This window comes from Streptomyces sp. NPDC093064, assembly GCF_044754605.1.
Lineage (GTDB): Bacteria > Actinomycetota > Actinomycetes > Streptomycetales > Streptomycetaceae > Streptomyces.
Genome location: NZ_JBIVPK010000009.1, coordinates 16,442 through 31,379, shown reverse-complemented (window position 1 = coordinate 31,379; position 14,938 = coordinate 16,442). Strand labels below are relative to the sequence as shown.

General features: G+C 72.1%; 14 protein-coding genes and 1 tRNA gene. 5 read left to right on the top strand and 10 right to left on the bottom strand.

Features of this window, described 5'->3' with window-relative positions; all coding sequences use genetic code 11:
* Positions 1 to 41 precede the first annotated feature (41 nt).
* Positions 42 to 1,070, top strand: coding sequence for a methyltransferase (locus tag ACIQFZ_RS13515; RefSeq protein WP_361412713.1), 1,029 nt, complete (start codon positions 42 to 44; stop codon positions 1,068 to 1,070).
* 131 nt (positions 1,071 to 1,201) lie between these two features.
* Here the strand turns inward: ACIQFZ_RS13515 and ACIQFZ_RS13510 are convergent, their stop codons facing one another.
* From ACIQFZ_RS13510 to ACIQFZ_RS13480, 7 genes are read right to left on the bottom strand one after another with little or no spacing between them, the layout of a single operon-like run.
* Entirely contained in the window at positions 1,202 to 1,525 is a 324-nt protein-coding gene (locus ACIQFZ_RS13510) for a TcmI family type II polyketide cyclase (RefSeq protein WP_365430643.1), read from the bottom strand.
* A 19-nt stretch (positions 1,526 to 1,544) separates the two neighbouring features.
* Positions 1,545 to 2,027 (bottom strand): SRPBCC family protein, encoded by a 483-nt coding sequence (locus ACIQFZ_RS13505; protein ID WP_383062466.1) that lies wholly within the window; start codon positions 2,025 to 2,027, stop codon positions 1,545 to 1,547.
* 2 nt (positions 2,028 to 2,029) lie between these two features.
* A complete protein-coding gene (locus tag ACIQFZ_RS13500; RefSeq protein WP_365430641.1) occupies positions 2,030 to 2,287 on the bottom strand; it encodes an acyl carrier protein in 258 nt (85 codons plus the stop codon).
* 44 nt (positions 2,288 to 2,331) lie between these two features.
* Positions 2,332 to 3,582: a ketosynthase chain-length factor gene (locus ACIQFZ_RS13495; protein ID WP_383062464.1), complete on the bottom strand. Its 1,251-nt coding sequence runs from the start codon at positions 3,580 to 3,582 to the stop codon at positions 2,332 to 2,334.
* On the bottom strand, positions 3,579 to 4,847 hold the full coding sequence (locus tag ACIQFZ_RS13490) for a beta-ketoacyl-[acyl-carrier-protein] synthase family protein (protein WP_365430637.1): 1,269 nt from the start codon (positions 4,845 to 4,847) through the stop codon (positions 3,579 to 3,581). Before ACIQFZ_RS13490 ends, ACIQFZ_RS13495 begins: the two co-directional genes overlap by 4 nt.
* Positions 4,844 to 5,287 (bottom strand): cupin domain-containing protein, encoded by a 444-nt coding sequence (locus ACIQFZ_RS13485; RefSeq protein ID WP_172632925.1) that lies wholly within the window; start codon positions 5,285 to 5,287, stop codon positions 4,844 to 4,846. Before ACIQFZ_RS13485 ends, ACIQFZ_RS13490 begins: the two co-directional genes overlap by 4 nt.
* Before the next feature lie 41 nt (positions 5,288 to 5,328).
* Positions 5,329 to 6,471 carry a SchA/CurD-like domain-containing protein gene (locus ACIQFZ_RS13480; protein ID WP_383062460.1) on the bottom strand — a complete coding sequence of 381 codons (1,143 nt, stop codon included), beginning with the start codon at positions 6,469 to 6,471 and terminating at the stop codon, positions 5,329 to 5,331.
* Between the two features lie 233 nt (positions 6,472 to 6,704).
* Here ACIQFZ_RS13480 and ACIQFZ_RS13475 point away from each other — a divergent pair, with 233 nt between their 5' ends.
* Positions 6,705 to 8,351 (top strand): FAD-dependent oxidoreductase, encoded by a 1,647-nt coding sequence (locus ACIQFZ_RS13475; protein WP_402691252.1) that lies wholly within the window; start codon positions 6,705 to 6,707, stop codon positions 8,349 to 8,351.
* A 56-nt stretch (positions 8,352 to 8,407) separates the two neighbouring features.
* Here ACIQFZ_RS13475 and ACIQFZ_RS13470 read toward each other — a convergent pair.
* A tRNA-Thr gene (locus tag ACIQFZ_RS13470) sits at positions 8,408 to 8,485 on the bottom strand.
* A gap of 236 nt (positions 8,486 to 8,721) precedes the next feature.
* Between ACIQFZ_RS13470 and ACIQFZ_RS13465 the strand changes: the two genes are divergently transcribed.
* The 3 genes from ACIQFZ_RS13465 (at position 8,722) to ACIQFZ_RS13455 (ending at position 12,051) form a co-directional block, all read left to right on the top strand.
* Positions 8,722 to 9,858 (top strand): sn-glycerol-3-phosphate ABC transporter ATP-binding protein UgpC, encoded by a 1,137-nt coding sequence (locus ACIQFZ_RS13465; protein WP_365430630.1) that lies wholly within the window; start codon positions 8,722 to 8,724, stop codon positions 9,856 to 9,858.
* 243 nt (positions 9,859 to 10,101) lie between these two features.
* Complete coding sequence (locus ACIQFZ_RS13460; protein ID WP_383062457.1) at positions 10,102 to 10,557, top strand: hypothetical protein; 456 nt, start codon at positions 10,102 to 10,104, stop codon at positions 10,555 to 10,557.
* A gap of 762 nt (positions 10,558 to 11,319) precedes the next feature.
* Positions 11,320 to 12,051, top strand: a complete 732-nt coding sequence (locus ACIQFZ_RS13455) for a nucleotidyltransferase family protein (protein ID WP_365775008.1) — start codon at positions 11,320 to 11,322, stop codon at positions 12,049 to 12,051.
* Between the two features lie 40 nt (positions 12,052 to 12,091).
* Here ACIQFZ_RS13455 and ACIQFZ_RS13450 read toward each other — a convergent pair whose 3' ends face one another.
* Positions 12,092 to 13,831 (bottom strand): DoxX family protein, encoded by a 1,740-nt coding sequence (locus ACIQFZ_RS13450; RefSeq protein WP_402691251.1) that lies wholly within the window; start codon positions 13,829 to 13,831, stop codon positions 12,092 to 12,094.
* Positions 13,832 to 13,980: 149 nt separating this feature from the next.
* Entirely contained in the window at positions 13,981 to 14,922 is a 942-nt protein-coding gene (gene rlmB, locus ACIQFZ_RS13445; protein WP_365430284.1) for a 23S rRNA (guanosine(2251)-2'-O)-methyltransferase RlmB, read from the bottom strand.
* Positions 14,923 to 14,938 lie beyond the last annotated feature (16 nt).

Below are 14,938 nucleotides of genomic sequence, written 5' to 3'. Positions count from 1 at the left end.
CTCGTGGAACCCACGGAACCGAGAAGGAAGGAAGGCGGCACATGACGACCGCTCAGTCCGCCCCACCGCCGTCCATGCGGCTCAGGGAACTCGCGTTCGGGGCGGCGTGCGCCGCCGCCCTCCGCGCGGCCGCCCGGCTCGGTGTGGCCGACGCGCTCGGGGACGCACCCATGGCCGTGGAGGACCTCGCGGCCGCCGTGAAGACCGAACCGAAGCCGCTGCGCCGGCTGCTGCGGGCGCTGACCTGCTACGGCGTCTTCACCGAGCAGCCCGACGGAACGTTCGCGCACACCGACATGTCCCGGCTGCTGCGCGAGGACGACCCGGGCAGCCTGCGCTACATCACCCTCTGGTGCACCGAGCCGTGGACCTGGGACGCCTGGCCGAAACTGGACGAGGCGGTGCGCACCGGCCGCAACGTGGTGGAGGACCTGTACGGCAAGGAGTTCTTCGTCCACCTCAACGAGGACGCCCCCGAGTCGGCGGACGTCTTCAACCGGGCCATGACGACCTCCAGCAAGCAGTCCGCTCGGGACGTCGCCGCGCTCCTCGACCTGTCCGGCGCCTCCTCGGTCGCCGACATCGGCGGCGGACAGGGGCACGTGGTGGCGAGCCTGCTGGAGAAGTATCCGCACATGCACGGCACCCTGCTGGACCTGCCGCGAGTGGTGGACAACGCCGACCCCCGGCTGCGCGCGGGCGGCTCGCTGGCGGACCGGGTGCGGATCGTGCCCGGCGACTGCCGCGAGGCCATCCCGGTCAGGGCCGACGTCTACATCATCAAGAACATCCTGGAGTGGGACGACGACTCCACCGCCCGCTGCCTGCGCAACGTCATCGAGGCGGGCGGGCCCGGGGCGCGGGTCGTGGTCATCGAGAACCTCGTCGACGACACCCCCTCGATGCGGTTCAGCACCGCCATGGACCTGCTCCTGCTGCTGAACGTCGGCGGCGCCAAGCACACCAGCGCCAGCATGGCCGACCGGCTGAAGGCGGCCGGCCTGGTCATCGACGACATCAGCCCGGTCAACGCCTATCTGCACGCCTTCGACTGCGCGGTGCCCGCCTGACCGGACCCCGCCGGCGGCGCCGCCGCGACCTCCTCGGACACCGGCCGCCGGGCCCGCGACAGTGCGGGCCCGGCGGCCGGTGGCCGTCCGTGAGGGACCGGACGGCGCGTCAGGTGGCTCGGTCCGGCGGCTCAGTCGCGCTCCCACAGGTAGAAGCGCTGGGCCATCGCGTCCTTGGGCGAGCGCCAGGTCTGCGGGTCGTAGGCGCTGACGTACGCCGACAGCCGCTCGCTGATGCCCCGGAACTCGGGGTGGTTCGCCACCTTGGCGATGGAGGGCCCCGGGTCCCGTTCCGCATCGATCAGGTGCATGTACACATCGCCGAACTGGTAGAGGCTGCGTCGGGTGACACCGACCAGGTGCGGCAACTCCCCCCGGTCGGACTCCTCGAAGATCCTGGCGATGTCCGGGGCCGAACCCGGGGCCATTCGGGCGACGATCAGTTCTTGGTACACGGTCCTCTCTCCGTCCGGCTCAGTCGGTGGTCAGGGCCGGCTCGGCCCGGTGCCCGGCGGCGGCCTTCTCGATCCTGTCGCGGATCAGGGCCATCTGGACCTTGGAGTTCTTGTTGATGTTGTCGGTCATCCAGTCGTCGTCGACCGGCGCTTCCGGCTTCATCGCGAAGTCCTGTGTCCAGATCATCCGCGTGCCCCGGGGGACCTCCTCGTACCTCCAGTGGATGTTCATGTGGTCGAAGGGGCCCGTCTCGACCCGGCGGGCCCTGACAGAGAGCGTGGCCCGGTCGGGCTCGCGCTCGGAGACCCAGCTCCACACGGTGCCGTTCTCGTCCGGGTGCATGGTCAGACGGAAGGTGCACCTGTCGCCGTCCTGGGAAAGGATCTCGGCGGAGGCGTACTCGCTGAAGAGCCGTGGCCAGTTCGCCACATCGTTGGTCATGTCCCAGACGAGATCCACCGGCGCGGCGATGGTGACCTCGTTCTGCGTGTGTCCGGCCATGTCTACGCTCCTGCCAGAAGGGTGCTGTTGACGAGGTCGAGGAACTTCCTGGGCGTCTTGCAGCGCTCCGCGTCGGCCGGCATCGGGATACCGTGCCGGTTCTCCAGTTCGCCCACGATGCCGAGCAGGCCGAGCGAGTCGATGCCGATCTCGTCGAATGCGGTCTCGGACCGGTCTGCCAGCTCCTGCGGGCTGACGGTGATCCCGGCGGCCTTCTTCATGAGTTCGGCCAGTTCCTCCACTGTGATTCGGTCACTCATGCGGTTCCTCTCCTTGTTGCTCCCGGTTGATCCTGGCTGCCTCGCTACGAGGCGTCGGCGGCGCCGTGCCGCAGCACCAGCGCCGAGTTCGAGCCCATGAGCCCCCGGCTGAGGACCAGCGCCGTGCGCACCTCGGCGGCACGGGCACGACCGGTCACCAGGTCGAGGTCATGGCAGATGTCGGAGATGTTCGGGGTGGGCGGGATCAGGCCGTGCTCCATCGCGAGGACCGCCGCCGCCGTGTCCAGCACCGGCGCGGCGCAGTACGCCCGGCCGGTGCCCGTCTTGGGTGCCGTGACCGGCACGCTCCGGCCGTGCGCGCCGAGCGCGTCGGCGATCGCCAGCGCCTCGGCCCGGTCCGCCTCGGGGACGCCGAGGGCGTCGGCGAAGACGACGTCGACCTCCTCGGGTGCGCACCCGGCCTCGGCCAACGCGCCGCGGATCGCCTCCGCCAGCCCCTCCCGGGACAGCTCCCAGCGGGAGGCGCCGGTGAAGGTCGCCGCGTGCCCGGCCAGGACGGCCCGTACGGGCACGCCCCGCTCCCGGGCCGCGTCGGCCGCCTCCACGGTGAGCATCGCGCCGCCCTCGGCCGGCACGAACCCGCAGGCGTCCTCGGTGAACGGGCGGTAGGCGCGCTTCGGATCGGCCACCGGGCTCAGCTCCCGGTAACCGAGCTGGCAGACCATCGAGTACGGGGCCAGCGGCGCCTCCGTCGAACCGGCCACGATCACGTCGGTGCCGCGCTTGACGGCACGGGCCGCGTGCGCCAGGGCGTCCAGGCCGCCCGCCTCGTCGGCGGCGACCACCGAGCAGGGGCCCTTGAAGCCGCGCCGGATGGAGACCTGGCCGGTGCTGGCCGCGTAGAACCAGGCGATGGACTGCCAGGGGCCGACATAGCGGCTGCCCTTGCTCCACAGCTTCTGCAGCTCCCGCTGGCCGAACTCGCCGCCGCCGGACCCGGCCGCGGTGACCACGCCCGCGGAGAACGGGGCCGCGTCGGTGTCGGCCTGCCCCAGCCGGGCGTCCTGGAGGGCGGCGTCGGCCGCAGCCATCGCGAAGTGCGTGAAACGGTCGGTCTGGACGAGATAGCGCTCCTCGACCGCCGCCGAGGGTTCGAAGGACCGCACCTCGCCGGCCACCTTCAGCGGCAGGTGCTCGCAGCCCTCACGGGTCACGCGGTCCAGGACGCTCACGCCCTCCTGGGTGGACTTCCAGAAGGTCTCGGTGTTCGTGCCGCCGGGCGCGACGACACCGATGCCGGTGACGGCGGCCCGCCGTTCGCGCGGTGCGCTCATCGTGTCCTCTCCCTCTGCCGGGTCAGGATCACCGCGGACTGGAAGCCGCCGAAGCCGCTGCCCACGGAGAGCACGCTGTTCAGCTTCCGCTCACGGGCGATACGCGGGACGTAGTCCAGGTCGCACTCGGGGTCGGGGGTCTCGTAGTTCGCGGTCGGCGGGACCATCTGGTGGGCCAGGGCCAGCACACAGGCCACCACCTCGATCGCCCCGATCGCCCCGAGCGAGTGGCCCACCATCGACTTGATGGAGCTCATGGGGGTGCCGTAGGCGTGGTGGCCCAGCGCCCGCTTCACCGCGGCCGTCTCGTGCCGGTCGTTCTGGCGGGTCCCGGAGCCGTGCGCGTTGACGTAGTCGATCGCGGAGCCGTCCAGTCGGGCGTGGTCCAGCGCGGTCTCTATCGCCCGCGCCATCTCCAGGCCCTCGCTGGTCAGTCCGGTCATGTGGTAGGCGTTGCCGAACGTGGCGTAGCCGCTGAGTTCGCAGTACACATGGGCGCCGCGGGCCCTGGCGTGCTCCAGCTCCTCCAGGACGAGCACCGCGCCGCCCTCGCCCATGACGAACCCGTCACGGTCGTTGTCGAAGGGGCGGGAGGCGTGGGCGGGGTCGTCGTTGTTCGACGACGTCGCTTTGATCGCGTCGAAGCACGCCATGGTGATCGGTGATATCGGCGAGTCCGACGCTCCGGCTATGCAGATGTCCGCCCTCCCCTCTTCCACGGTGTGCAGCGCGTAGCCGACCGCGTCGAGCCCGGAGGTGCAGCCGGTGGAGACGGTCTGCACCGGCCCGCGGGCCCCGAACCGCTCGGCCACCGTGGAGGCCAGCGTGCTCGGTGTGAAGGCCCGCTCCAGATGCGGCCGGGCCCGCTCGTGGTCCACGTCCCAGCGCTCGCCGCGGTGGCTGACCAGGACGTAGTCGTTCTCCAGCCGGGTGGTTCCGCCGACCGCGGTACCCAGCGAGACCCCGACCCGCCAGGGGTTCTCCCCGGCGAGGTCGAGTCCGGAGTCCGACACCGCCTCCTGGCCGGCGGCCAGGGCGAACTGTATGTAGCGGTCGCAGCGCGCGACCTGCTCCTCGTCCAGCCCCGAGGCCGCCGGGTCGAAGTCGCACTCGGCCGCGATCCGGGACCGCAGACCGGCCGGGTCGAAGAACGTGATGCCCCGCGTCGCGGTGCGCCCGTTCGCCAGCAGGTTCCAGAAAGCGGCGGCGCCGATACCGCCCGGCGCCACGATGCCTATGCCGGTGACCGCCACCCGCCTGGTCATGATCGGACCTCTGCCACGCCCGCGGCCGGCGCCTCCGCGCCGGCCGCCGCCGGCTCGGTGCCCTCCGTGTCGACGTGGCCGAGTTGCGGGCGCGGGGCGAGCGGCCCCAGGTGGAAGACGATCCGCGCCTCCACGTCGCCCACGTTGCGGAAGCGGTGGCGCATGTAGGCGGGGATCATCAGGCCCTGTTCCGGCCTGAGCGGGTGCGGCTCGCCGTCCAGGTCCACCTCGAGGTCGCCGCAGACGACGTACACGAACTCCTCGGAGTACGGGTGGTAGTGCTCCCCGATGCGGTCGCCGGGCTGCACGATGGCCACGCCCATGAAGCCGCTGGTGGAGCCGACCGTGGCCGGGGTGAGCATGGCGCGCAGATCGCCTCCGCGCTTCGTGTTGGGCTCGGTCTCGCCGAGCTCCACGATCCTGGGCCTGGGTTTGATCACGTCGTTCCTCCGGTGGTGTGGTACGTCGGCTTCGGAATGCGTCAGGCGTCCGGCGCGGACCGGCGGTCGGTGATGAGGTCCATACGGGCGAGGGTGAGCAGACTGGCCAGGTCGCCGTCCTTCTTGGCGGCACCCGCGTCGAGCAGGGCGGCCAGCTCCGACACCTTCGCGGCATCCGCCACGCCCAGCGCGGCGGCCGGGTCGGCCTCCAGCCCGCCGTGGATGTCGATCAGGCGGACGACGACGTCGTCCCGCTCGAAGACCGTGCTGCGCAGCACCGGGCTGCCCGGGTCCGCCGCGGCCCGCTCGTCCTGATGGGACAGCAGCTCCGCCAGCTTCATGCCCATGCCCTGCCGCGCCGGGTAGTACAGCGCGTGCCGCTCCGCCTCCGGACTCTCCTGGTCGGCCGTCACGTGGTGCACCGCGGGCAGCGCCGCCCGGGTGAAGAAAACCCGTGCGGACTCCTGGTCGTTGAGGTCGCGGTCCTGCTCCAGGTAGGGGTTGAGGTCCTCCTCGACCTTCCGGATCTGCGGCTGCTGGGCCACGTGCCGCAGCGCCGCGAGGAGGTCGCCGCGCACCTCGATCGCCCGCACGACCCGGTTGCCGTGCATGAACAGGGAGGTGCGGCACAGCCGGGTGGTGCCGTCCACGTTCGCCTCGGGCGGCTCGTAGTCGGCCAGGATCTGGGCCACCTTCCGCTCGCTGCCCGGCTTCACCGTGAAGGTCAGCGCGTGCCGGATCACACCGTCCCCGATCCGCGGCGAGGTCTGGAGCCGGCGCTCGGCGGAAGCCTCGCCGACCGCCGTGTGTCCGGTCTCACGGACGATGTGGAAGCGCAGCGACCGGGTGTCCCGGATGCAGCCGTGCATCGGCTGCACCATCCGCACGTGCTCCTCGCTGTTCACCCAGGCGAGGAACGGCGGGGCGCTCTCCCACTCGCTGGTGATCAGCCACTGGGAGGGGTTCTCGATGGACTGGCACAGCTGGTCGCTGACGTGCCCGGGGACGGACGCGACCTGCTTGCACATCTCCTCGTACGCCTCCAGGAACTGCTGCTGGGCGCCGTCGTAGACGTTCACCAGCAGGATGACCCGGAGCCGGGAGCCGTCGAAGACGGACTGGGAGACACGTTTCGCGGCCTGCTGCTCGGTCGGTTCTGAAACTCGCTCAGAGATGGCGGTCATCTGCGTACGTCTCCTTGGCGGTGCGTGGCGGGGCAGAGGAAACGCCGGCCGCGGGTGACGCGACGTCAGCGTGATCTCGATCCTGAGCCGGTCCCGATCGGTGCGCGACTCGTGTGCACCACGCGGGTGATCACACGGGTGATTGGTGCCGTGGGCGCACGCACGACGACCCCCGGCAGGGCATGGACACTCCGACGCGCCCCGCACCCGCACCCCCGCTCCTGGAGGCATCGATGCGCCGAGAAGCCGACCACCGGGTACCCGTCCTCATCGTCGGCGGCTCCCTGGTGGGCCTGTCCACCTCCCTGTTCCTGGGCCGCCACGGCGTACCGCACCTGCTGGTCGAGCGGCACTCCGGCACGTCCATTCACCCGCGTGGACGCGGCAACAACGTGCGGACGATGGAGCTGTTCCGGGTGGCCGGCGTCGAACCGGAGATCAAGACGGCAGCATCGCTGCTCGCGGACAACCACGGCATCCTCCAGACGCCCACCCTGGCCGGCGACGCGGGCGAGTGGCTGTTCAAGCACATCGACCCGGACGGCGGCCTCGCCAGGTTCAGCCCCACCACCTGGTGCCTGTGCAGCCAGAACGATCTGGAGCCCGAGCTGCTGAGGGGCGCCCGGAGGCTCGGGGGCGATCTGCGCTACTCCCACGAGATGGAGTCCTTCGAGCAAGATGGCGAGGGCGTGACCGCGGTGGTACGGGACCGGGGCACCGACGAGCGGTACACCGTCCGTGCCGACTACCTGGTCGCCGCCGACGGCCCGCGCAGCCCGGTCCGGCGCCGCCTCGGCATCGCGCACAGCGGGCCCGGCGACCTGTTCGCCAACGTCAGCGTCACCTTCCGCTCCAAGCTGCTCGCCGAGGTGGTGGGCGAACGCCCCTTCATCTGCTGCTACCTCACCGGCCCGGACGCCGACGGGGCCCTGCTGCCCGTCGACAACAAGGAGCACTGGGTCTTCCACGCGCCCTGGCACCCGGAGCGGGGCGAGACGCTGCAGGAGTTCACCGAGGACCGGCTCCAGCGGCACATCCGCCGCGCGATCGGGGCCCCCGACCTGGATGTGGAGATCACCGGCAAGGCGTCCTGGCGTGCCGCCGAACGGGTCGCCGACCGCTACTCGGCCGGACGGGTGTTCCTCGCCGGGGACTCCGCGCACGAGATGTCCCCCACCGGCGCCTTCGGCTCCAACACCGGCATCCAGGACGCGCACAACCTGGTCTGGAAGCTGGCCGCCGTGCTCGGCGGCTGGGCCGGCCCCGGCCTCCTGGAGACCTACGACACCGAGCGCCGCCCCGTCGCCACGGCGACCAGCGCCCGCGCCTCCGCCCGCTCCGTCGAGCACAGCCACCCCGGCTTCGCCCCGGCACCCGGCATCGGCGGCGGCAAGCGCGGCGGCATTCTCAACGTCGTCCTCGGTTACCGCTACCCGCGCGGCGCCGTCGTGGGCGCCGACCCGGACCAGGAGGTCGTGCCCGAGGCGATGCGCCTGACCGGCGAGCCGGGCAGCCGGGCGCCCCACCTGTGGCTGCGCCGCGGCGGCGAGCGGATCTCGACGCTCGACCTGTACGAGCGCTCCCTGGTGCTGCTGAGCGACGCCCAGTCGACGGCGGGCTGGCACACGGCGGCCCTGCGCCTCGCCGAGAGCGACGGCGTGCGCCTGGACTCGTACCGCGTCGGCGCCGAGCTGACGTACGACCCGCACGACGGCGCGGACGGGGCGGCACCCGACTGGGCGCGGGCCCACGGCACGACGCCCGACGGGGCCGTACTGGTCCGCCCGGACGGGTTCGTCGCCTGGCGGGCGGCAGCCGCCGCACCGGACCCCGAGGCGACGCTCCGTCAGGTCGTACGGACGCTGCTCAGAACAGCCTGACCTGCGAAAACGAACGGAGGCCACCCGCACCTCGCGGCGCGGGTGGCCTCCGTGTGTGGAGCCCCCTGTCGGATTCGAACCGACGACCTGCTGTTTACAAGACAGCCGCTCTGGACCAGCTGAGCTAAGGAGGCCTGTATGGGTGTGTCCGTGCAGTGTACCCAGGTCCCCGCAGCGGCCCGGCAGGAATTTCCGTGAAGTTCACCAGCCCCCAAGTACTGACAGACCAGGTGAACGCCAGGTACCGTCCTGTGCCAGTTCACCCGTGTGGACTACACCATCACCACAACGGATTCACCCGTAGTGGCAACCACCTTCCTACAACGGATCGTCCGGCACGTTCCTGCCGGTAGAAGGGGGCCCATTCACCATGGCCACTGTCCAGTTCGACAAGGCGACCCGGATCTACCCGGGTTCCGACAAGCCGGCCGTCGACGCGCTCGAGATCGACATCGAGGACGGTGAGTTCCTCGTCCTGGTCGGCCCGTCCGGTTGCGGCAAGTCCACCTCCCTGCGGATGCTCGCGGGCCTGGAGGACGTCAACGCCGGGGCCATCCGGATCGGTGACCGCGACGTCACCCACCTGCCGCCGAAGGACCGGGACATCGCCATGGTGTTCCAGAACTACGCGCTGTACCCGCACATGACGGTCGCCGACAACATGGGCTTCGCGCTCAAGATCGCCGGCGTCAACAAGGCGGAGATCCGGCAGAAGGTCGAGGAGGCCGCGAAGATCCTCGACCTGACCGAGTACCTCGACCGCAAGCCGAAGGCGCTCTCCGGCGGTCAGCGCCAGCGTGTCGCCATGGGCCGAGCGATCGTGCGCGAGCCGCAGGTGTTCCTCATGGACGAGCCGCTGTCCAACCTGGACGCCAAGCTCCGGGTGAGCACCCGTACGCAGATCGCCTCGCTCCAGCGCCGGCTCGGCATCACCACCGTCTACGTCACCCACGACCAGGTCGAGGCCATGACCATGGGCGACCGCGTGGCGGTGCTCAAGGACGGTCTGCTCCAGCAGGTCGACTCGCCGCGCAACATGTACGACAAGCCCGCGAACCTCTTCGTCGCCGGCTTCATCGGCTCGCCCGCCATGAACCTCGTCGAGGTGCCGATCACCGACGGCGGTGTGAAGTTCGGCAACAGCGTGGTGCCGGTCAACCGCGAGGCGCTCAAGGCCGCCTCGGACAAGGGCGACCGCACGGTGACGGTGGGCGTGCGCCCCGAGCACTTCGACGTGGTCGAGCTGGGCGGCGGCGCGGCGGCCTCGCTGTCGAAGGACACCGAGGACGCTCCGGCCGGCCTCGCCGTCTCCGTGAACGTGGTGGAGGAGACGGGCGCCGACGGGTACGTCTACGGCTCGGCCGAGGTCGGCGGCGAGCAGAGGGACCTCGTCGTCCGCGTCAGCAGCCGTTCCGTCCCGGAGAAGGGCTCCACGCTGCACGTCGTGCCGCGGCCGGGCGAGACCCACGTGTTCTCGACCTCCACCGGCGAGCGCCTGTCGGACTGACGCGTCCGCGGCTGACGCCTTACGGCTGAAACCTCGGGACACTCCCGGGGGATTCACCCAAGTTGACGAGAAGGGCCCCGCGACCTGGCCGCGGGGCCCTTCTCCATGCCTCCGAACCACCCTGGCACACCGGACATTTCGAGCGGTGTGCGTCAACACGTCACCCGGGAGAGAGCGTCTGACCACCCCCCGAAGAGGTGACTAAATGTCGCCAAATCATTACCGGGCGCTACCCTCACTCGCGTGAAGCACTCCACCAACCACCCCACGCGACGCGGCCCGGGCCCCGCCCGCCGGATCGGCCGCTCCCTCGCCCTCGTCCTGCCCGTCGTCCTGGTGCTCTCCGGAACCCTCGCGGTCACCCGGGTCAACTGGTCGGGGAGCACCTCGAACTCGGTGCTGACCGCGTCGGACGCCGTGGCCGTCGGCGCCCCGGCAAAGTCCCGCGCCCGCGCCCCGCAGGACGTGCTGCGTGACCAGTTGCTGACCGAGTTGCAGGACCGGAACCCGGGCTTGGTCCTCACCCACCTCCAGGAGGCGGTCAACGGCCGCCCGTCGCTGGCCGGCCACTGCGCCTCCATCGCCCGCTCCCTGGGCCGCGCGGCCGTCCGCATCTACGGCCCCACCCGCGCCCAGTCCTACGCCCGCCCGGTCTGCGACACCTCCTTCGCCTCCGGCATCCAGTCCACCCACAACTGACACGCCGCGGCCCCCTGGCCGATTGAGCGAGTCCTTCGTGTCCAGGGCGGGGCACTTCGCGGGGGCCCGCCCTGGACACGACCGGGCAAGCCCACGGCGCGGCCTGTGGCAGCCCCGGGGCCAGGGCGAGGCCGCCCCGCGGAAACCGGGCAACCCACGCGGCCCGAGGGGGCCCAAGCCACGGCACAGCACGGCAGCGCGGGGCCGAGCCCACGTCTCGGCCCGACAACTCAGCGGGGCAGCCCCGAGCCTGGACACGGGCACTCGTGACGCGCGCCCCGAACGCCAAGTCCACCGGCCGACGGGCTTGGCGCCCCCACACACCTGGGCCCGCCGGGCCGACCCGCCCCCGCCGAACCGGGCCCCACGGCTCCGCGCCGCGAACCCCGCAGAGAGCCCGTCTCTTCCACTGGCGCACCGCCCGCCTCACCCTCCCCCCGACGGCGGCTCGCGCCCTGCCGTGCCAGTCCACCGCGCTGAACCGGCCCACACTGCCTCGCACGGCTGTCGAGCCAACCGCGCCGGACGCCTACGGCACGTACGGTGATCGCCCCTACCGGCCGCCCCTCTGCCGACCGGCCCGCCCCCACGGCAAGGCCCGACCGTACGTTCCTGCCCGAAGGGCACCGCACCCGCCCGTCCGTAGGGCCGGCCTCGCGCCCCCACCCGAAGGGCCCGATCCGGGTCGGAAGTCGGTTATCAGTCGGCAGGGAATTCCTTGGCGGCGGACGGGGCCCGAAGCGTGGGTCGTACAGTGCGGGCATGACCCATCCGAATGCGGCGTCCCGCCCCACTCAAGCCGTCGTCCTGGCCGGAGGCCAGGGCTCCCGGCTGCGGCCCTACACCGACGACCGGCCCAAGCCGATGGTCGAGATCCCCGGCACGGGCACCCCGATCATCGGCCACCAGCTCGCCTGGCTGGCCGAGGAGGGTGTGACGGACGTGGTGGTGTCCTGCGGCCACCTCGCCGAGGTGCTCCAGGACTGGCTGAAGTCGGCGGACCTGCCGGTCCGTGTCTGCACGGTCGTGGAGCCGGAGCCCCTCGGCCGTGGCGGCGGCCTGAAGTTCGCCGCCGCCCAGCTGCCCCACCCGGACCAGCCCTGGTACGCCACCAACGGCGACATCTGGACCCGGTTCTCGCTGCGCGACATGGCCGACTTCCACACCGAGCGCGACGCGGTGGCCACCCTCGCGCTGGCCCGCCCGCGGATTCCGTGGGGCGCCGTGCGGACGGACGGCTTCGGCCACATCACGGACTTCATCGAGGCCCCGCCCTCGACCTTCGAGATCAACGCGGGCGTCTACGTGTTCTCGCCCGAGTTCGCCACCCTCCTCCCGGAGCGCGGCGACCACGAGCGCACCACCTTCCCGCACCTGGCCCGTGAGCGAAGGCTCGCCGGCTTCCCCATCCCCCAGGGCGCCTACTGGCGCGCCATCGACACCGCGAAGGACCTCACGGAGGCCGCGAAGGAGCTGGCGGCGCTGGGGAGGTGAACCCGCAGCGCCGCACCCGTACGGCGAACCGGAGGGCGGGCTACCCCAGCAGTCCGCCCACCAGCCCCGGCTGACCCGAGGACGAGCCGCCGCCGTTGGAGCCGCCGCCACTGGAGCTGGGCCCCCCGGAGCCACCGCCCGATCCTGTGCTGCCACCGGTCTCGGTACCGCCGGAGGTCGGCCCCGAACTGGTGCTGGGTGCCTGCTGCGCCGGGACGGAGTGACGCGGCGGGGTCTGGCCGGTGCCCTGGGTCTCGCTGGGCACGCCGCCGGTCGCGGTACCGCTCTCGCGGGTCGCGCCCGGCGTGCTCGCGGGGCCGCGGGACGGGCCGGCCGAGGAACCGTGCCGGGCGGTCGACGAGGTCGACGCCGACGGCGACTTCTGCTGTCGCTCGCCCGTCTCCTTCGGCAGCGGCGAGCCGGGCAGCTCGTTGCGCGGGGCCTCGTCGGGTCCGGGCACGACCACCCGGTCGGCGTCGCGGACGGCTCCACCGAGCAGCGAGCCGACGAGCAGTGTCAGACCGGTGACGACCACCGTGACCAGGGCGCCGCGACGCAGCACGAACCGGCGCAGCTCCCAGATGTCGGAGCGCGGTCCGAGCCGTCGCCAGGCGGAGGCGGCGAGGCGGCCGTCCACGGAGTACACGGGTGCGCCGGCGATGACCAGCGGGGACCAGGCGGCGAGGTAGATGATGTCCGGCGCGTCGTAGACGGGCACCGTCTTCCAGCTCACCGTCACGATCAGCGCGGCCGACAGCAGCGCGCCGATCGCCGCGGCGACCCGCTGCCAGCAGCCCAGGACCGTGAGCATCCCCACGATGACCTGGAGGAAGGCGATGACGAGCCCGGAGCCGACGGGGTGCTGGAGCGCGAACTGGCGCAGCGGCTCGGCGACTTCCCAGGGGTGCAGGGTGTTGAGCCACTTGACCATGGAGCCGCGCTTGCCGCCGTCGAAGTAGAGCGGGTCGCACAGCTTGCCCATGCCGGCGTAGAGGGAGATGAACCCGAGGAAGATGCGCAGCGGGAGCAGCACGACGCCGAGGTTCATGCGCCGGCCCGGGTAGTACGCGTGCCGGGACGGGTCGTCGGCGTGGCGCCTGCCCTGCCGGTGCCCGCCCTGCTCGCCGTACGCGTCGTACGCACCGCGCTCGTCGTCCGCGAAGTCGGCGTCGTCGTACGGCGGTTGGCCGTACGACGGGGTGCCGTACCCGTTCTCGCCGTACCCGGCACCGCCGTGGGCGGACTCCTCGTAGGCGCTGCCCGCGGTCCGCATGTGCGGCAGCAGCCGGGTCCCACCGGGCCGGGGCGTGCGCTGGGCGCCGACGACGGGGGTCTCGACCGTCTGCGCGAGGTCGTAGGGGTCGTGGCCCGGCGCACCGCCGATACGCGGCATGACCTGCGTGGCCCCGGCGTCCGCGGACGGCTCCTCGGAGCACCACACGCTTCCGGTCCGCACGGCCTGGAGCAGCCGGTGGGCGCCGGTGTCGTCCGGGGCTGACCGGCCGCTCCAGACGACCGGGCGGCGGTGGGTCGCGGCCCCGGCCCGGCTCGCGGCGAAGGGCACGCGGCCGGTGTTCTCGGTGCCGCCGGGGTACCGGGCGATCCGCAGGGACTGGAAGCGCCTCGAGGTGGCGCCCAACTGCACGCGGAAACTGGCGTGGTTGACGATGACCTGCGCCGGATCGCTCGGCACCTTCACCATGCTCAGCGCGGGAGCGTCGTCGTATCCCGACGAGCGGTCCCCCGTGGGTGTGCGGGGTGTTCTGGTGTCCACACTCATCTAACCGAGTGACGACGAGTTAGGACACTGCCGTGACGCGTCGGATCTGTCCGGACCGCGTCAAGGTTGTACGGATCGCCCGGTTCCACCCGGGCGGGTGATCGTACGGACGACCGTTCGACCACCCGCGCGCGGCTCCGGACAACCGGTCAGGCGCGCCTGCGGGCCGCCTCGTAGAGCACGATCCCGGCCGCGACACCGGCGTTCAGCGACTCCGCGCCGCCCGGCATCGGGATCCGCACCCGCAGGTCGCAGGTCTCGCCGACCAGCCGGGACAGGCCCTTGCCCTCGCTGCCCACGACGATGACGACGGGCCCCTCCAGGGCCTCCAGGTCGCCGAGTTCCGCCTCGCCGTCCGCCGCGAGGCCGACCACCGTGATGCCCGCCTTCTGGTACGTCTCCAGGGCGCGGGTCAGGTTGGTGGCACGGGCCACCGGCGTACGGGCGGCCGTGCCGGCGGAGGTCTTCCAGGCACCCGCGGTCATACCGGCCGCGCGCCGCTCGGGGACGACCACGCCGTGCCCGCCGAAGGCGGAGACGGAGCGGACGACCGCGCCGAGGTTGCGCGGGTCGGTCACCCCGTCGAGGGCGACGATCAGCGGGTCCTCGCCCTCGTCGTAGGCGGCGTCGGCGAGGTCCTCGGGGTGCGCGTACTCGTACGGCGGCACCTGGAGGACCAGGCCCTGGTGGTTGAGCCCGTTCGTCATCCGGTCGAGCTCGGGGCGCGGGGCCTCCATGAGGTTGATCCCGCCGCGCTCGGCCGCGAGCTGGAGCGCCTCGCGGACCCGCTCGTCGTTGTCGATGAACTGCTGGACGTAGAGCGTGGTGGCGGGCACGCCCTCGCGCAGCGCCTCGACGACCGGGTTGCGGCCGACGACGAGCTCGGAGGACGACCTGCCCGAGCCGCGCCGCTGCTGCGGGCGGCCCTGGGCGCGGCGAGTCTTCGCATGGGCGGCGCGCTGCTTGGCGTGGCCCTTGCGCATCTCGGCGGGGGGCGTGGGCCCCTTGCCCTCGAGTCCCCGGCGCCGCTGGCCGCCGCTGCCGACCTGCGCGCCCTTCTTGCCGGACATGCGGCGGTTGTTCCCGGCCATGACCTACCTGTCTGTT